The organism is Arsukibacterium perlucidum DSM 18276, from assembly GCF_000382165.1.
GTDB classification, from domain to species: domain Bacteria; phylum Pseudomonadota; class Gammaproteobacteria; order Enterobacterales; family Alteromonadaceae; genus Alishewanella; species Alishewanella perlucidum.
The window spans coordinates 1-17,471 of record NZ_KB907713.1; the positions used below are offsets into that span (position 1 = coordinate 1).

Below are 17,471 nucleotides of genomic sequence, written 5' to 3' on the forward strand. Positions count from 1 at the left end.
CTCATTCGCTATCAAATGGTTCTTATGGCCGCATCATTAGGTAAAGATATCTCGCCAAGCCAGCTAAGCTTCAAGGAGGCTGCCAGTCACATCGTGTTCCAGCTCGCCACATTACCTTATGTGTCACCGGGCCGTATTCCACGAGTGGTAATGGATATTACGGCAATGGCTTCATACTTCCTGCTGCCCGGAAGACGAGAGCGATGTTATCCCCGCTGCGTAAAATCAAGCAAATTGAAGTATCCTGTCAGAAAGAAAAATGCCGGTCAGCTTAACTGACCGGCATTAGCACATCACCGGCTTTTTTGTGAGCCGGAAATGGTTAAAAAGCCTGAATACCGGCAATTTTGGCAGGACCTGGCTCGGGGTGTTTCCCAAAAAGGTACTTTTAAGCGTTTGACTAAACAGCAGCAGGTTATCTGGCTGGACGCGGCCTACTTTCCGGTGCTGGATAGCAAAGGCAAAGTAATAAGGATTATTAAGATTGCTTCTGATGTTACCCGGGACCAGCAGGATTTAATCAACAAAAATGCGCTGTTCGGTGCGCTGCAAAAGTCTTTAGCGGTCATTGAATTTAATGGTAAAGGCGAGATTATTTATGCAAATAGCAATTTTCTGAAGACGATAGGGTATAGCCTCGAACAAATAAAGGGCAAGCATCACAGCATGTTTTGTGAACCGGCTTTTTATCGACAAAACCCCCGATTTTGGGAGGAACTTGCCGCAGGAAAATTCCACTCTGGTCGCTTTAAACGTTTAGATTCAAAAGGGCGAACTGTCTGGTTGGAAGCAACTTATAACCCCATCTTCGATGAGAAAGGTAAAGTACTTAAAGTTATAAAGTTTGCGTCGGATATAACGCAGAGCGTTAATGCAGCAGAGGCGGCTTCAGCGGCGGCTGCTACCACTTCTGAAGAGACTTCACAGATTGCTCTTGGTGCTAAAGAGATCCTGGGTGATGCCGTCGCCACCTCCAGCCAAATCAGTTCACAAGTGGCTGAGGCTAACCGTAACAGCCAGATATTAAGTGAGCAATCGAAAAGTATTACTAAGATTGTAACAATGATTAGCGCTATCGCTGAACAAACCAACCTGCTTGCCTTGAATGCCGCAATAGAAGCTGCCCGGGCAGGAGAAAGCGGGCGCGGATTTGCCGTTGTGGCAGATGAAGTCCGTAATCTTGCTTCCCGTACCAGCGAAGCAACAAGAGAAATAGGCAGTGTGGTAACAACTAATGCTGAGTTAATCAGCAAAATTCATTCTCAGATGGAAGATATTAACAGCCTGGCGCTGAAAGCCCAGGAACAGCTTGCCGGCGTAACAAGTGGTATTTCTGAAGTAGAGCAGGGCGTGGCAAATTTTGCCCAATTGGTGCATCAGTTAAGTAGTTAAAAAATAAAAAGATTGCTGCTGATCATGTGTTACGGGTTATGCCGCTGGCTTACATAAACCAGCCTGGTCAGCAGTCATAGCTTTAGAAAAATCGTAAGGTAGCGTCAGTTCATTCAGCTTTTGGTTAAATTCAGTTAACAATATTGCCGCCGGATGGTGAATGTTCACCGCCATATGCAGCGTTTTCATTTCATATTCGCTGTGGTTAAACTGTAATACCTGTTTGAACGGCGTTAATTCAGGTTCGGTGGCAATAAGATACTGCAGTACATCATAATCAATTACGGCGGCGTCCAGCCGCTGATGAGCTAACCGCAGCAAATTTTGTTTATCGTTCAGGCTTACTTCAACCTTAAGCAGCTTATCTTCGATCATTTGGTCGATGGTAGTGGTATTTACGTAGTCCTGCACCACGCCAAGCCGGTAGTTTTTTAAATCTTCCGTTGAATTAATCTGCAGTGGTGCGTTGGAATGTTCGGCCAGGCCAACATGACTGTAACCAATACAACCAGACAGCTTTAAATCATCATGTTCCAGTGGATACTCCGGAAAATAGGCCAGATATTTTGGCTCAGGGCCGGTGCTGAATCTAACGGCGCGCGACCAAGGTAAAAAGTCTATTACAACCTGATAACCCATTTGCTGAAATATATGGCTAACCAGTTCAGCCGTTTTACCGCCATTAGCTAACTGCTGACCGGTATAGGGTGGCCATTCCAGCGACGCCAGATAAACTGTATTGCTGCCTTGCTGCAGCGGCTGGCTGGCTGGTGCAGAGGCAGACAACAGCAAACCCAACAAGGTGGCAGCCAGCAGTCTATAGTTTGGCATAAAGAGCTCTCACTTCTGACAGAAGTTGATGCTAGCATAATGTGGCAGCTTACTGTCTATTTTTCATAAGCATGGTTAAAAAAACCAGTTTCACAAGGTCAGTTTCAGGAACAAACAACAGGCTAAGAATACCCGCTTAATTACATTATTGAATACAAAGACGCGATAATTCTTGCAATCTTTATCTATCGGGCTACTCGTCAATTAGTACCCTATTGCTTTTTTATAGGACATAAAAAAAGCCCGGCAACCGGGCTTTTAATTAATGTGTGAACTTAAATTACGCTTTTCTTCTTAAGCTCAGGCCAAGCAAGCCAATGCCTAAAATTAAAATAGTGGCTGGCGCAGGGACTGCTACAGGTGGAGTTACTGCTGAGTTATAACTAAAGCCGATAGCGCCAATAGGGCCGCCTGCTTCAGATGAAACTGGGCCACCAGTCGTCAAACTTTGTCTGAGAAAGCGGGTTAGCGTAACCGGACTGCCTTCGATATTTTGTGAGAAGGCCGTTGAATAAGGAGTTGAACTTAGATTATTGTCCCAAGCCAGAATACCAATCAGGTTGTTAGCCGCAAAATTGAAATTTACGTTAAATACTCCTGAAAGGTTGCTAAAAGACGCCAATGTTATGAAATCCGTTGTGGAACCGCTCCATTCAGGTGGTGTGGCATTTAACAACAGGATTTCCAGACGATAAGATGTTGATAGTCCAGCTAAAGTATTTAACCAAACTGAGTCCATCGTGAACGCTGTCGGCGCTTCGAACCAATAACCTCGTATTAAGCCATTACAACAACCGCTGTTTTCGGCAGCAGGGTCAATTAAACCGGCACTGGCAGTATTAGTATTTCCCAGACTGACAACTATTAAAAATAGCGCCAGAAAAAGCGTTTTAGTTTTTATCATTATTTTTCCTGATTTTACAATTAATGCATCGCGACCATGCAAAAATAGAGCCAGCAATATAAATCTATTATTATTAAAAGCTTAGCGGGCTACCAAGGTGATAAGTTCAGAATTTTGTAAAAGAAACCGACATCTTGAGTGGGTAGGTTGCTCTTAGCGACTACTGCCTCTCCTTATTATCTTCGATTGCGGCAAAGTTTGATAATACTACTGATTTGATACCATTGGGCAAGAATCTATTTTCAAGAAACCTGGTCTATACTCTGATGTCTAATAATGTAGTTTTTACTTGAAAAGGAGTGGCTAAATGAAGTTGCTATTGTCAGGGTTGTTAGTCAGCATCGGGATGATTGCCGGGCCGTTGTTGGCCTCTGTGCAGCAGGGCCAGAGCATGCATTGTCAGCTGGGGGATGCCGTGCGGATAATTAAAGTGGTGTACCCGCAGGGCAGCGAACTCCCGTGCGAAGTGCAGTACACCAAAGATGGCGCAACCAGTGTGTTATGGCAGGCCAGCAATGAGGCGGGCTATTGCGAGCAAAAGGCTGCAGACTTTGTTGAGAAGCAGCGGGGCTGGGGTTTTGAATGTGTGGCAATGCCGGCGGGTAGTAAAGCTGCCGCCGGATTATAAGGCCAGATTATATGGCTAGCTTGGCTTGCAGTTGCTGTAGTTGCTGCTGCACTTGTGGCGATGTTTGTGGCGCTAGTATCGCCCGTTGTAAATAGCTTTTTGTTTCGCCGTGCCGGCCGGCTTGATGCAGAATTTGTGCAGCCTGCAAGTTGGCGATAGCGTCATGGGGTAGCGCATCAGCTATTATTTTTAAGGTTTTTAACAGCATATCGCCATCGCCCTGCTGATGATAATACCGGGCATTGCGGTTTTGCAGGCTGAGCCAATCCAGCTTACCCTCAACATAAGCCTGACCCCATTGTTGCTGAGGCGTTTGCGCGACCGGAAATTGCACTCGCTGTGGTTCGTCACTAAACGGATAGTCGGCTGTCAGCTGTAAAATACGTAAATAGCCGGCATATTCCTCGGCCGGGGTAATGGGCCGCTCCTGCCAGGCAATACTTGCCGGTACCAGAGTTGCCGGTGCTGGCTGCTGCCAGCCGGCCAACGCCTGCTTGCGACCCAGCGCTTTATAAAAACTGTCGGCCAGTAAAAAATAACCCTGCACATTAGGATGCACATGTTCCAGCAGCAGGCTGCTACCCACTATGCCCTGCGCCGAATTGGCGACAAAGGCCGCTTCGGTATCGACCAGCATGGCATTATAACGGCTGGCCAGCTTGCGGATTTGCTGGTTAATCGCTTCGGGTGCCCGAAAACGCAGTAAGTCGTGCTCTTTCGCCAGCAGAAACTGCTGCCTGGCTTGTTCTGGCATGGCCTGCTGTTGATAATGTTGGCCCAGTAAATAATGCAAATCAGCAGAACCGGCACCGGCGGCTTGGGCGGCCAGTGCGTCCAGCACGGTTACGTCGGCTGACCGGTTGCCAGCGGCAGATGCAACCGGTAACTGGCTTAATGCTGCCTCGGGTATCGGTTTACTGTTAAACGGTGGCTGGCCGGCTAAATTGCTAACCAGAGTACTGATATACACCGGGATCCCAGCCCGCTGATATTTAGCCAGCAACCGGCTGAGATTGCTGTCAAACTGACTCAGCCCGGCCTGATACTGGGCTGAGTCCAGCGCGATATCTTTATCCCGGGCCACCCGGGCCATAAAAGTCCGGCTGCTTTCATCCGCTGCCGGCAGCGGTTGGTTCAGCTGTTGATATAGTTGTTCCAGCAGCTGAAAGCTGTGCAGTTTACGCAAACTTATCAGCAGCCGGGTAAGGGCCGGGCTTTGGCTGGCTAAATAGTTTGACCCCACACCAAGTAACCCCAGGTATTCGTTATGGCCGGCATAAATCAGTACTGCATCTGGTTTAATGGCAATAATCTCGTCGGCCAGATCCAGCAGCGTATAACTATTTACTGCAGCCAGCGCAGTATTGACCACTTCTACCCGTTGCTCTGGAAAAGTGCGGCTTAAACGTTGCTCCAGCATTGCTGCCAGTGATGCGCCGGCGCCATAAGGGTAACCGGCGGCGGTTGAGCCGCCTTGCACCACCAGCCGGATAGCGTTATCCGGTTTTTCTGCCAGCAAAAAGGCTGGCTCCATTTTTACTGACGGCAGCGCAGTATTATTGGCAAAGTAGCGTTTTACAATATCGGTTTCGGTTACCAGGTAGGCCGGGTTGGCCGGGTTCACTTTAAATAATGGCCAGTTGTCACCGGCGCCGGTGGCCCGCAACGCCAGTTCTGCCAGCAGTAACACCAGCAGGGGTAATGCCAGGGCAATGGCCCTGAATAACCAAATTCGCATCAGGCTTAGTCTCCGGTTGCCAGTTGTTGGTGTAATTGTTGTTGTAGTTGCCGCTGTTGGCGCAAGGCCACCGGGTGCTCTGGCTGCAACGCCAGAATCTGCTGTATTTCAGCGAGCGCTAGGCTGAGTTGCTGCTGATAGTAGTAACTGCGGGCCAGCATCAAACGATAGTCGGTGTTGTCGGGGGCGATGGCCACCGCCTGGCGTTGGTAGCGGGCAGCCAACGGCAGTTGCTGGCTGTCGAAATACAGCTGGCCGGCCACAAAAGCCAGATGGCTTTCGGTTGGCAGGGCATCAGATAGTAACGCTGCGACTTTGGCGGCGTCGCTAATCCTGCGCTGTTGCTGATACAGGGTAACCAGTCGCTGACTGGCCTCCAGCCAGCTCAGGCCGTTGCTGCGAGCCCGGGCCAGCTCGCTGTATGGGTTATTGCTGGCAGCAAACGTCACCTGCTGCGGTGTTTGTACAAAGGGGTAATCTGCAGTCAGCTGACGCACTTTAAACTCTGCCAGTGCCAGGTCTACGTCAGTTAACGGCATATCTGCCAGCGCCTGCTCTGGCGTTACTGCGCTGCCTGCAGCCAGCTCCAGCCTCAGTTGTTGCTGGATCGCCGGTAAAAAGGCCTCTGCCAGCCAGAAATAACCCAGCTGGTTCGGGTGCAGATGCTCCAGCATCAGTTGCTTGCCAATAATGCCATCCGGGCTGTGCCGGCGTAGCATCGCTTCACCATCAACCAATGGTGCGGCAAAGGTTGTACTAAGCTCGTTAATCGCGGCATTAATAGCCAGCGGCGCCCGAAAGCGCAGTAAATCATGTTCCCGTGCCAGCTGATAATGCTGCAATGCCAGTTTAGTTTCACTGCTTTGCCGGTAAAGCCGGGCCAGCTGAAAGTGCCAGCTGGCGACATTGGCATTGCTTGCCAGCGCCCGTTGCAGTTGTGGTTTATCAGGGTTAACCAATGCAGGTTCTGCTGAGACAAAAGGTGGCTGATCAGCTTCATTACTGGCAATAGTGCTCAATACCAGCGGAATACCGGCCATCTGATATTCTGCCAGCAACAGGCTGATATTGGCAGTAAACTGGGCAATACCCGCATTAAACATAGCCGAGCTATGGGGGATTTCAGCATGGCGGGCAATCTGAGCCATCAGGGTCCGCCCGGGCGTAAATGCCGGCGCTGGGCTGAGCCAGCTTGTGAAACGCTGCATCGCCTGAAACAGCGCCAGCTTGCGTAACTTTAGATACAGTAGTTTACTGGCATGGCTGAATTCACCGGCAAAGGCTGAGCCAACGCCCATTACCCCTAAAAATTCATTATGGCCGGCATACAGCAGCACCAGATCAGGCTGCAAGGCAATCACCTCGTCGGTAATATCCAGCAAGGTGTAAGAGTTTACCGCCGCCAGCGCCAGGTTAATTACTTCAATGTTTTGCTCGGGGTACAGTCGTTTTAAACGCTGCTGCAACATTGCAGCCGGGGCGCCCCAGCGCCCATAAGGAAAGCCTGCCGCGGAAGAGCCGCCAATAAACACAATGCGAAGCTGACCGGGCATTTTTTCTGCCAGAAAGTACTGGGTGTCAGGGCTGATCTGCGGGGCCTGGCCGGGGCTGGCAAAGTAGCGGTTAATCAGCGCCGGATTGGCTTGCAGGTAGCCCGGCATGGTTGCTACCGGCAAGGTTAACGGGTAGCGCTGATACAGGCTGGTCTGGCGTAGCAGTAGCTCTGCCAGCAGTAATAGCAGCAGTGGGATAGCCAGCGCTATAGCGTAAAACAACACTTTTCTGTTACTGGTTGCTTTGTTGGCTTTAGCGGATGGATAGTTATGCATTGAATCAGACATTACCGGTGCAATAAAAATTACGGTACCCGATGTTGTTGAACTCAGCAAGTTTTGGCGCATTTGAACTACCGGCTATTGTCAATTAAGGTTACTTTAGGTAAGGGTTTAGTAACGGATGGCAGCTGCAGAGCCGGCTTATGCGATATATTCTGGGGATTTCCTGTTTTTACCATGACAGTGCGGCTTGCTTGCTGGTCGACGGCGTTATTGTGGCCGCAGCCCAGCAGGAGCGGTTCAGCCGGATAAAGCACGATGCGGCTTTCCCGGCTGACGCTATCCGCTATTGTCTGGCCGAAGCCGGTATAACGGTCGCTGAACTGAGCGCCGTAGTGTTTTATGATAAGCCGCTGCTGAAATTTGAACGGTTGCTGGAAACCTACCTGGCCAATGTGCCACGGGGTTTTCGCTCTTTTCTGGCGGCAATGCCAATCTGGCTGAAAGAAAAACTGTATTTAAAAACCGTACTACGCCGCGAGCTGCGTGCCCTGGCAGGACTTGAACGCAATGCCAAACTGCCGCAACTGCTGTTTAGTCAGCATCACCAGGCGCATGCTGCCTCGGCGTTCTACCCCAGCCCTTATCAGCGGGCGGCGGTAATTTGCCTGGATGGCGTTGGCGAATGGGCTACGTCCACTATCTGGCATGGTAAAGACAATAGCTTAACCCCGTTGTTTGAGTTGCAGTTCCCGCACTCGCTCGGTTTGCTGTACTCGGCCTTTACTTATTACTGTGGCTTTAAAGTCAATTCCGGTGAGTACAAGCTGATGGGACTGGCGCCTTATGGTGAGCCACGCTTTGTTGACACTATTTACCGGGAGCTGATTGATGTTAAAGCCGATGGCAGCTTTGCCCTGAATATGGCCTATTTTGGCTATCCGGTCGGCTCCAGGATGACCAGCCGCAAGTTTGAGCAACTGTTTGGCGCACCGCCGCTTAGCCCGGACGCCACCCCCAGCCAGCTCTATCTGGACTTAGCCAGTTCGGTGCAGCAGGTTACCGAACAGATCGTCCTGAAAATTGCCAGGCATGCCCATCGTTTAACCGGCGAGTCTAAACTCTGCCTTGCCGGTGGCGTAGCGCTTAATTGTGTCGCCAATGGTCGTTTGCTACGGGAGGGCCCTTTTACTGATATCTGGATCCAGCCGGCGGCGGGCGATGCCGGCGGCGCTCTAGGCGCAGCTATGTTGGCCTGGCATCAGTATTATCAGCAGCCCAGAGCCAGCGATGAGCTGCATGATCAGATGCAGGGTGGTTATCTGGGGCCGGCTTATAGTGCAGCCGAAATATGCCAGTTGCTTGATAGCCAGCAAATACCGTATCAGCAGTTAACTGACGATATGCTGTATCACAGCACCGCTGGGTTACTGGCTGCCGGCCAGGTGGTGGGTTGGTTTCAGGGCAGGATGGAGTTTGGGCCGCGGGCGCTGGGTAACCGCTCTATTCTGGGTGATGCCAGAAGTGCAGCAATGCAAAGCATTCTTAATTTAAAAATTAAGCAACGCGAGTCGTTCCGGCCGTTTGCACCGGCGGTACTGGCAGAGCGGGCAAGCGAGTATTTTGATCTCAATGTGGCCAGCCCTTATATGCTGCTGGTGGCAAAGGTGAACCCGGAATTGTGTATCAGCCTGCCACCAGAAGCTTGCGGTTTAGCTCAGCTGGCGCAACAACGCTCCAGCCTGCCGGCTATTACCCATATTGACTACAGCGCCCGGGTGCAAACCGTCAGTAAACAGGGTAACCCGACGTTTTATCACTTACTGCAAACGTTTAACGAGCTGACGGCGACACCGCTACTGATTAATACCTCATTTAATGTTCGCGGCGAGCCACCGGTCTGCAGTCCGGAAGACGCCTTGCAGGGTTTTTTAGCCACCGATATGGATTACCTGGTGCTGGGCAATTGTTTAATCAGTAAAGCCGGGCAACAGCCGGCGCAACTGGCTGCTGCCCGGCTGCGTAGTTTTATTGCGGATTAGCCATCTGCCTTAGCTAATGGAATTTTAAGGGAAACAAAATGCAGTTGTTGTCAAAAACCGACCATGGCGGGCTACGAACTTTCGGCTGGCAAATGGCCATCGCCGTACCAGTGGTGTTTTCGTTACTGTTACCCTGGTTATTCGGCTGGCTTGCCGCTGACAAGGTGCCTGTTTGGCCGCTGTTATTATCAGCAATATTTTTGCTGCTGGCCTGGCTATGGCCGGCAGGGCTGTATTATCCGTACCGGCTGTGGATGGCTTTTGCCCAGGTAATGGCCTGGCTGAATACCCGGCTGTTGCTGGGGATAGTGTTTTATCTGATGATATTGCCGCTGGGCCTGGTACTACGGCTGTTTGGCAAGCTGCAATATCAGCACAGCTACAAGCATAAACTAACTGGCGACAGTTACTGGCTGGCGCCTGACAAACTACCCAGCGCCAAAGATTTAGAGGATCCGTTTTAATGCAGGAATTTTTAACTGATTTATGGGCATTTTTGCGGGTTCGCAAAAAAATCTGGTTGCTGCCAATTATTCTGGTGCTGGCGTTACTCGGTGGTTTGGTGGTGGTAAGTCAGCAATCGGCACTGGCTGGTTTTATTTATACCCTGTTTTAATTACCGATTGTAAAAGCCGTTTGCAGCAATATTGGCTAAAAGCTGGCAGATCCTGTAAGCTGCACGCCCTTCAAAATGAGGGCCACTGCAGCTGCGGCAGATTTTTCTCGCAGCCTTTATTGCGGGATAACGCATGCAATTTACCGATTTAAACCTGTCGAACGACATATTAAAAGCTATCAGCGACAAAGGTTACACCACGCCATCTCCTATCCAGCAGCAGGCTATTCCTGCTGTACTGGCCGGCCATGATTTAATGGCTGCCGCCCAGACCGGTACCGGTAAAACCGCCGGCTTTACCCTGCCGCTGTTACAAATGCTGAGCGAGGGCAGCAGCCAGGGCCGTAAAGTACAGGCTAACCAGGTGCGGGCACTTATTTTAACGCCTACCCGCGAGCTGGCGGCACAAATTGCCGAAAGCGTAAAAGTATATGGTAAATACCTGCCACTGCGCTCGGCCGTGGTGTTTGGCGGTGTAAGCATTAATCCGCAACTGATGGCGCTGCGCAAAGGGGTGGATATTCTGATCGCCACCCCGGGCCGGCTGCTCGATTTATATCAGCAAAACGCCATGCGCTTTAGCCAGTTAGAAGTATTGGTGCTGGATGAAGCCGACCGGATGCTGGATATGGGTTTTATCCGCGATATTAAAAAAATTCTGGCGTTATTACCGGCCAAACGGCAGAACCTGCTGTTTTCTGCCACCTTTTCCAATGAAATTCGCACCCTGGCCAAGGGTTTGTTGCATAACCCGGTAGAAGTTACCGTAACCCCGCCAAACAGCACGGTTGAAAAAATTGAGCAATGGGTGTATCTGGTTGATAAAAACCAGAAAGCCGCGGCGTTAATATCGCTGGCTAAACAGCACAACTGGCGCCAGGTACTGGTATTTACCCGCACCAAGCATGGTGCTAACAAGCTTAGCTTGCAGCTGGAAAAAGCCGGGATCAGCGCGTTGGCTATTCATGGCAATAAAAGCCAGAACGCCCGCACCAAAGCACTGGCCGAGTTTAAAGCCGGTACTATCCGGGTGCTGGTAGCTACTGATATTGCCGCCCGCGGCCTGGATATTGATATGCTGCCGCAAGTAGTTAACTTTGACTTACCGCATGTTGCTGAAGATTATGTGCACCGGATTGGCCGCACCGGCCGTGCCGGCGCCTCTGGCCAGGCGATATCCCTGGTATGCGCGGATGAGTCTAAAGAGCTGGCTGGCATTGAGCGTTTAACTAAACAGCAGATCCCACGTCAGGTTATTGCTGGTTTTGAGCCGGTACAACAGCTGGCAGACAGTAACCCGAACAGCAAACCCTACCGGCCGAAGAAACCTAAAACTGAACATCGGGATGGCCGGCGCTCACCGCGCAGCTAAGCCCGCCAAGCCAAGTCACTTAAGCTAAATCGGCCTTAAAGCCGCCCCCCCGCAATGATGCGATTAGTTGGGGCGGAGTATTGTTATTACAGCAAATCCGAATATACTGAACTTGAGGAAGTAATGGAGTATTGCTGTTATGTACGGTTATATTGCCCGCCAGCCTATTTTTGCTGCTGATAAAACAGTATATGGTTTTGAATTGTTATTCCGGGATGGCGAAGCCAATAGTTTTCCGGATATCGACGCTGACGAAGCGACCAGCAAATTACTATTACAGCACCATCTTTTGCTGGGTGTCGAGAGCCTGACCGGTAATAAACCTGCTTTTATTAATTTCTCTGCCGACACTCTGCTGCATCGCTTTCCAACCTCTATTAACCCGGCCAGTACCGTTATTGAAATTCTGGAAACGGTACCCGCCAGCCCGGAATTGCTGGCGGTATGCCAGAGCCTGCATAGTCAGGGCTATAAGCTGGCGCTGGACGACCATGATTTTGATCCGAAGTGGGATGAATTCTTACCCTACATAACCTACTTAAAAGTTGATGTACTGCAGTTTAATCTGTTGCAGATAAGCCGCTATCTGCGGCGCATTGCTGATTATAAACTGGTGTTGCTGGCCGAAAAGGTCGAAACCGCTGAACAATTTGAAAAGCTGAAAATGATGGGCTTTGTGTTGTTTCAGGGCTATCTGTTTGCCCGGCCGGAAATGATGAAACAAAAGCAGCTAAGCTCAAACAAGGCTAATTTACTGGCACTAATTGCTGAAGCATCAAAGCCTGAGCTGGACTTTGAGCTGTTGGCCGGGATCTGTCAGCGCGACGTCGGGCTGTCGTATAAGCTACTGCGCTTTGTTAATAACAGCCAGTTTGCTGCCCGCCAGCCTATCAGTTCACTAAAGCTGGCAATGGTGTCGATGGGTGAGCCAGAGCTGAAAAAGTTTATCGCGTTATTAGCCCTGGCCAATTTAGCCGATGGCGAAGCAGATGCCAGGCTTACTGTGGCATTAATCCGGGCCCGTTTTTGCGATTTACTGGCCGAGCAGAAACGTCTGTCGAATAACCCACCCAGTGCGTTTTTAACCGGCTTATTCTCCAACGTCCATGAAATTATCGAGCAGCCGCAACCCATAATGCTGGATCAACTGCCGCTGCAAGCCGAAATTAAACAGGCACTGCTGGCTCAAAGTGGTTTACTGGGCCAGATGCTGCAACTTACTCTGGCCTTTGAGCGCGGTGACTGGGAAACTACAGTAAACCTGGAGCAGCAAATCAACGGTATTGCTGAGCTGGCCGAGGTATATCAGCAGGCGGTACGCTGGGCCGACAGCATTCTGGTTAGCTAGCCGGGCCATAATAGTAAGCTTGTCAGACAACTTGCATACGTATGCAGCAATCAAACGCAACCATTAACGGTTATTCTGCGGTAACTTACTGGGTTAATACAGTGGCAGGGTAAACCGCAATGACGATACAACTTAACATTAAATCCAATATTTTTCGTCCCCGCATTAATCTTTTACTGGCGGCTTGCGTTGCGCTCAGCCTGAGCAGTTGCGGTCAGCCGCCACCTGAGCAGTCGGCGCCGGCCAAGCCGATCGGCGTCACTAAGCCTGAAACCCGGCCGCAAGTTGAGCTGACGACCACTGAGCGCCAGGGTAAGCCGGTGGTATATCAGGTGTTTACCCGCTTATTTGGCAATACCAATACCACCAATAAACCCTGGGGCACCCTTGAACAAAACGGCGTTGGTAAGTTTAATGATTTTACCGATGACGCCCTGGCCGGCATTAAAGCACTGGGTACCAGCCATATCTGGTATACCGGGGTGCCGCACCACGCTGTAATCAATGACTACACAGCTTATGGCATCAGCCTGGACGACCCCGATGTGGTAAAAGGCCGCGCCGGTTCGCCTTATGCGGTAAAAGACTATTACAGCGTTAACCCCGATCTGGCGGTAGACCCGGCCAACCGGCTGGCTGAATTTAAAGCTCTGGTTGAGCGCACCCACCAGCACGGTATGCAGGTACTGATTGATATTGTGCCGAACCATGTGGCGCGCGATTATCAGTCGCTGGCCAAACCTGAGGGCGTAACCGATTTTGGCGCCAATGATGACAGCAGTGTTGAATATAAGCGCGACAATAACTTTTACTATGTGCCGGGCAACGCATTTCAGGTGCCTGCCTGGCCCGATAGTTATCAGGTGTTAGCTGGCGAGGCTCACCCGCTGGCTGATGGTCAGTTTGCTGAAAACCCGGCCAAGTGGACCGGCAACGGGGCCCGTGCCGCCCAGCCGGCCTTTGATGATTGGTACGAGACGGTAAAAATTAACTACGGCGTGCGGCCCGACGGCAGTTACGATTTTGATACGTTGCCAGCGGAATACGCTGAAAAAGACTGGCAGGCCCATTATCAGTTCTGGCAGGGTAAGGATGTACCGGATTCCTGGCTGAAATTTCGTGATATCACCCTGTACTGGCTGGATTTCGGAGTAGATGGCTTTCGCTACGATATGGCCGAAATGGTGCCGGTAGAATTCTGGAGCTATTTAAACTCGCATATTAAACAGCTTAACCCGGATGCGTTTTTACTGGCCGAGGTGTATCAACCTGATTTATATCGCGATTATATTAAACTGGGTTTAATGGACTACCTGTATGACAAAGTAGAATTTTACGACAGCTTAAAGCTGGTGATGCAGGGCAAGGGCCCGACCTCGGCTCTGGTGGCAACCCAGCAACGGATGGCCGATATTGAACACCATATGCTGCACTTTCTGGAAAACCATGACGAGCAGCGGATCGCCAGCCCCGATTTCGCCGGTGATGCCCGCAAAGGTATGCCGGCAATGGTGGTGTCGGCGTTAATCAGCACCTCGCCTACTATGCTGTATTTTGGTCAGGATGTCGGTGAGCCGGGTGCCGAAGACGCCGGTTTTGGTAAGCCGACCCGTACCAGTATTTTCGATTATATTGGCGTGCCAAATCATCAGCGCTGGATGAATGGCGGTAAGTTTGACGGCGGGGCGCTGAGTTCTGACGAAGCCGCGCTGCGCGACTTTTATGTGCGGTTAATGGCCTTTAGTGCCACAGCCCCGGCCTTAATGGGTAACTATTTCGAGCTGCACAGCGCTAACATTACTAACAACACGGCTTATGGTGAGCAGCAACTGGCGTTTGCCCGCTATACCGATCCGCAACAGCAAAACGCTCAACAGCTGATTGTGGTCAGTAATTTTAACCCTGAGCACAGCAGTGAATTTGAACTGTTATTGCCAACAGAGCTGATTAGCCAGTGGCAACTGGCCGATGGCAACCATAGCCTGGTAAGCGAGTTAGCAGAAGGCGCCGCCGAACTGCGGGTTACAAATGGCGTGGGTCGGGTTAATATTGCCCTGCCGCCGCTGGGCTCAGTGGTGTACCGCGTGCAGTATCAGGAGTAAACATGCGCTATTTCGTTTCGTTCAGCCGCCTACTGGCCGCTTTTAGCTTACTGGCTGCTTTTGGCCTGGCAGCTGCTGATTATCAGTCGCACCGCCAGCTTGGTAATCAGTTAGTGTTAACAACCAGCGACGGTGAGCTGGCCATTACCTTTTTTCAGCCACAGGTGGCCGAGGTGCATTACCAGAGCGCCGGGGTTAAGCAGTTACCTTCGTTTGCCATTGGCAGATCAGCGGCACCATTAACCCTGACGGTAGCCGATAATGGCGATCACCTGCTGTACCGCTCGGCAGAAATGCGGATTAAGATCGCCAAATCGCCGCTTAAACTGAGCTTTTACCGTGGCGAGCAACTGATCACCGAAGAGCAGCCCGGTTTTTTCAAAGATAACGGGCAGCTGGGCTTTAAATTCCGCTTAACCGAGCAGGAAAAGTTGTTCGGCGCCGGCCAGCGGGTGCTGGGAATGGACCGTCGTGGCCATCGCCTGCCGCTGTATAACAAAGCGCACTATGGCTACAGCACCGCATCAGAGCAAATGTATTTCAGCCTGGCCGGAGTGATGTCGAGCAACAAATATATGCTGTTGTTTGATAACTCAGCCAGTGGCCATATCGACCTTGGCAAAACCGCCGCCGACACCCTGGAGTTCAGCGCAGTGGCCGGCCGCAGTGCTTATATAGTAGTGGCTGGTGATAGCTTCCCCGAGCTTATTGATAACTACCTCACGGTTAGTGGCAAGCCGCCATTGCCGGCGCGCTGGACCCTGGGTAGCTATGCCTCGCGGTTTGGTTACCGCAGCGAGGCCGAAGCCCGGGCGGTGGTGCAGAAATACCGCGAAGCAGGCCTGCCGCTGGATGCGATAGTGCTGGATTTATATTGGTTTGGCCCCGATATTCAGGGCCATATGGGTAATCTGGCCTGGGACCGCGAGGCCTTTCCTGAGCCAGAGCAAATGCTGGCCGATTTTAAAGCCGACGGCGTTAAAACCATTTTAGTTACCGAGCCTTTTATTTTAACCAGCTCGAAGCGCTGGCAGGAAGCGGTAGCCGCTGGCATTCTGGCCACCGCGCCGGATGGTAGCCCGCAGACCTTTGATTTTTACTTTGGTAATACCGGCTTAATCGACGTATTTAACCCGGTAGCCGCCGACTGGTTCTGGCAAATTTATAAAGATTTAGCCGAGCAGGGCGTAGCCGGGGTATGGGGCGATTTAGGCGAGCCGGAAGTGCATCCGGCTGATACTCAGCACCTGCTGGGCAGTGCCGATGAAATTCACAATGCCTATGGCCATCGCTGGGCCGAGCTGGTGTATCGCGGCTATAAGCGTAATTTTGCTGATACCCGGCCCTTTATTATGATGCGGGCCGGCAGCCTGGGCTCGCAGCGCTATGGCATGGTGCCATGGACCGGCGATGTAGACCGCAGCTGGGGTGGCCTGCAGCCGCAGGTAGAGCTTGCGCTGCAAATGAGCCTGTTCGGTTTTGGCTATATCCACTCTGACTTAGGCGGCTTTGCCGGGGGCGAAGCCTTTGACCCGGAGCTGTATATCCGCTGGTTACAATACGGTGTATTTCAGCCGGTGTACCGGCCGCATGCTCAGGAGCATATCGCGCCCGAGCCGGTATTTCATAGCAAGCAGGTTATCGACACCCTGCGCCCGTACCTGAACTTGCGCTATCAGCTATTGCCGTATTTATACACCATGGCCTGGCAACACAGCCAAACCGGCATGCCACTGATGCGGCCGCTGTTTTTTGCCGATGAAGGCAACACCAACTATATGGACGAGACTAACAGCTACCTGTGGGGCGACGCCTTCTTAGTCGCGCCGGTAACCCAGCCTGGTGTGCGCAGCTGGCCGGTGAATATGCCGGATGGCGTCTGGTTCGACTTTTTCAGCGGTAAGCGGTATCAGGGCGGCGAGCTGACAGAAGTACCGGTGACTATTGATACCATACCGGTACTGGTAAAAGCTGGCAGCTTTGTGCCGATGGTTGAACCTATGGCCAGCACTAAGGATTACAGCTCAGCCAGGCTTACTGTGCATTATTATGCCGACAGCAGCGTAAGCTGCGGCAAAGGCCAGATGTATGAAGACGATGGCATCAGCGCTAACAGCACGGAAAACGGTAACTATGAGTTATTAAATTTCTATGCGCTTGACGATTCTTATACCCAGGATCATGAAGCGGGCCTGAAGCTGGAATTTACTCGCAGTGGTGGCGATTATACCGGTAAGCCAGATAGTCGCGAGCTAACGGTAGTACTGCATAATCAGCCTGGCAAAGCTGAAAGGGTTACGGTAAATGGCCAGTTTATTGCCATAGTAGCCCAACCCCAGCGCTTCGCCCGCCAGCAAAATGTGGCGTACTACGATAAAGCCAGCAAGCAGTTAAAAATTAAAACCCACTGGCAAGGCGATAAGCTGCAACTGCAGGTGCGTTAAGCCAACAACGACTTCCTGATCAAAAATTACCTGCGCCAAACAACAACCTGAGTTTTTACTGAGGTTGTTGTTTGGGCAGTTGTCCTGCCGTTTTCCCGTACCAGATATCACACCAAATTTATGTTGATTTGCTTAAACTTATTGCGTAACGTCATTTACAAAAAATAAGGTTTAATTTACACGTTATAAATTCGTAGGCATGACAAACTTATAAGCTTGTTATGTTTGAGAGAAATTATAAGTAGAACGGAAATGCAAGAAAGCGCTGGCTGCAACGCC

At 51.1% G+C, this 17,471-nt stretch carries 12 protein-coding genes and 3 pseudogenes; 11 read left to right on the plus strand and 4 right to left on the minus strand.

Going from position 1 to position 17,471, the window contains the following annotated elements; all coding sequences use genetic code 11:
• The 3 pseudogenes from H141_RS0110750 to H141_RS22095 form a co-directional block, all read left to right on the plus strand.
• Nucleotides 1-279 (plus strand): annotated as a pseudogene (locus tag H141_RS0110750) (IS4 family transposase); the annotation flags it as partial.
• 24 nt (nt 280-303) lie between these two features.
• Nucleotides 304-873, plus strand: a pseudogene (locus H141_RS22090) (PAS domain-containing protein); the annotation flags it as partial.
• Nucleotides 874-1,026: 153 nt separating this feature from the next.
• Nucleotides 1,027-1,392, plus strand: a pseudogene (locus tag H141_RS22095) (methyl-accepting chemotaxis protein); the annotation flags it as partial.
• A gap of 36 nt (nt 1,393-1,428) precedes the next feature.
• Here H141_RS22095 and H141_RS0110760 read toward each other — a convergent pair.
• Together H141_RS0110760 and H141_RS0110765 are read right to left on the minus strand one after the other, a co-directional pair.
• Nucleotides 1,429-2,223 (minus strand): substrate-binding periplasmic protein, encoded by a 795-nt coding sequence (locus H141_RS0110760; protein ID WP_019676276.1) that lies wholly within the window; start codon nt 2,221-2,223, stop codon nt 1,429-1,431.
• 280 nt (nt 2,224-2,503) lie between these two features.
• Nucleotides 2,504-3,127 (minus strand): PEP-CTERM sorting domain-containing protein, encoded by a 624-nt coding sequence (locus H141_RS0110765; RefSeq protein WP_019676277.1) that lies wholly within the window; start codon nt 3,125-3,127, stop codon nt 2,504-2,506.
• Between the two features lie 307 nt (nt 3,128-3,434).
• On the opposite strand from H141_RS0110765, the gene H141_RS0110770 reads away from it, so the two are divergent.
• Entirely contained in the window at nt 3,435-3,755 is a 321-nt protein-coding gene (locus H141_RS0110770; RefSeq protein ID WP_019676278.1) for a hypothetical protein, read from the plus strand.
• A 7-nt stretch (nt 3,756-3,762) separates the two neighbouring features.
• Here the strand turns inward: H141_RS0110770 and H141_RS0110775 are convergent, their stop codons facing one another.
• Together H141_RS0110775 and H141_RS0110780 are read right to left on the minus strand one after the other, a co-directional pair.
• Complete coding sequence (locus tag H141_RS0110775; RefSeq protein ID WP_019676279.1) at nt 3,763-5,493, minus strand: SGNH/GDSL hydrolase family protein; 1,731 nt, start codon at nt 5,491-5,493, stop codon at nt 3,763-3,765.
• A 5-nt stretch (nt 5,494-5,498) separates the two neighbouring features.
• On the minus strand, nt 5,499-7,394 hold the full coding sequence (locus tag H141_RS0110780; protein ID WP_019676280.1) for an SGNH/GDSL hydrolase family protein: 1,896 nt from the start codon (nt 7,392-7,394) through the stop codon (nt 5,499-5,501).
• A 77-nt stretch (nt 7,395-7,471) separates the two neighbouring features.
• Between H141_RS0110780 and H141_RS0110785 the strand changes: the two genes are divergently transcribed.
• The 7 genes from H141_RS0110785 to H141_RS0110820 all read left to right on the plus strand — a co-directional run bounded on the left by H141_RS0110785 (nt 7,472) and on the right by H141_RS0110820 (nt 17,192).
• On the plus strand, nt 7,472-9,310 hold the full coding sequence (locus tag H141_RS0110785; RefSeq protein ID WP_019676281.1) for a carbamoyltransferase family protein: 1,839 nt from the start codon (nt 7,472-7,474) through the stop codon (nt 9,308-9,310).
• Nucleotides 9,311-9,348: 38 nt separating this feature from the next.
• Entirely contained in the window at nt 9,349-9,774 is a 426-nt protein-coding gene (locus H141_RS0110790) for an SxtJ family membrane protein (RefSeq protein WP_019676282.1), read from the plus strand.
• Entirely contained in the window at nt 9,774-9,926 is a 153-nt protein-coding gene (locus H141_RS21655; RefSeq protein ID WP_008984845.1) for a DUF5989 family protein, read from the plus strand. Before H141_RS0110790 ends, H141_RS21655 begins: the two co-directional genes overlap by 1 nt.
• Nucleotides 9,927-10,059: 133 nt before the next feature.
• Nucleotides 10,060-11,298, plus strand: a complete 1,239-nt coding sequence (locus H141_RS0110805; protein WP_019676284.1) for a DEAD/DEAH box helicase — start codon at nt 10,060-10,062, stop codon at nt 11,296-11,298.
• A 139-nt stretch (nt 11,299-11,437) separates the two neighbouring features.
• Nucleotides 11,438-12,646: an EAL and HDOD domain-containing protein gene (locus H141_RS0110810; protein WP_019676285.1), complete on the plus strand. Its 1,209-nt coding sequence runs from the start codon at nt 11,438-11,440 to the stop codon at nt 12,644-12,646.
• Nucleotides 12,647-12,765: 119 nt separating this feature from the next.
• Nucleotides 12,766-14,748 (plus strand): alpha-amylase family protein, encoded by a 1,983-nt coding sequence (locus H141_RS0110815; RefSeq protein ID WP_019676286.1) that lies wholly within the window; start codon nt 12,766-12,768, stop codon nt 14,746-14,748.
• 2 nt (nt 14,749-14,750) lie between these two features.
• Nucleotides 14,751-17,192 carry a glycoside hydrolase family 31 protein gene (locus tag H141_RS0110820; protein WP_019676287.1) on the plus strand — a complete coding sequence of 814 codons (2,442 nt, stop codon included), beginning with the start codon at nt 14,751-14,753 and terminating at the stop codon, nt 17,190-17,192.
• Nucleotides 17,193-17,471: the final 279 nt, after the last annotated feature.

What these genes read in the sequence shown, in the direction of transcription:
- H141_RS0110760 (WP_019676276.1), bottom strand. Translation starts at nt 2,223, where the DNA reads ATGCCAAACTATAGACTGCTGGCTGCCACCTTGTTGGGTTTGCTGTTG.
- H141_RS0110765 (WP_019676277.1), bottom strand. Translation starts at nt 3,127, where the DNA reads ATGATAAAAACTAAAACGCTTTTTCTGGCGCTATTTTTAATAGTTGTC.
- H141_RS0110770 (WP_019676278.1), top strand. Translation starts at nt 3,435, where the DNA reads ATGAAGTTGCTATTGTCAGGGTTGTTAGTCAGCATCGGGATGATTGCC.
- H141_RS0110775 (WP_019676279.1), bottom strand. Translation starts at nt 5,493, where the DNA reads ATGCGAATTTGGTTATTCAGGGCCATTGCCCTGGCATTACCCCTGCTG.
- H141_RS0110780 (WP_019676280.1), bottom strand. Translation starts at nt 7,394, where the DNA reads ATGCGCCAAAACTTGCTGAGTTCAACAACATCGGGTACCGTAATTTTT.
- H141_RS0110785 (WP_019676281.1), top strand. Translation starts at nt 7,472, where the DNA reads ATGCGATATATTCTGGGGATTTCCTGTTTTTACCATGACAGTGCGGCT.
- H141_RS0110790 (WP_019676282.1), top strand. Translation starts at nt 9,349, where the DNA reads ATGCAGTTGTTGTCAAAAACCGACCATGGCGGGCTACGAACTTTCGGC.
- H141_RS21655 (WP_008984845.1), top strand. Translation starts at nt 9,774, where the DNA reads ATGCAGGAATTTTTAACTGATTTATGGGCATTTTTGCGGGTTCGCAAA.
- H141_RS0110805 (WP_019676284.1), top strand. Translation starts at nt 10,060, where the DNA reads ATGCAATTTACCGATTTAAACCTGTCGAACGACATATTAAAAGCTATC.
- H141_RS0110810 (WP_019676285.1), top strand. Translation starts at nt 11,438, where the DNA reads ATGTACGGTTATATTGCCCGCCAGCCTATTTTTGCTGCTGATAAAACA.
- H141_RS0110815 (WP_019676286.1), top strand. Translation starts at nt 12,766, where the DNA reads ATGACGATACAACTTAACATTAAATCCAATATTTTTCGTCCCCGCATT.
- H141_RS0110820 (WP_019676287.1), top strand. Translation starts at nt 14,751, where the DNA reads ATGCGCTATTTCGTTTCGTTCAGCCGCCTACTGGCCGCTTTTAGCTTA.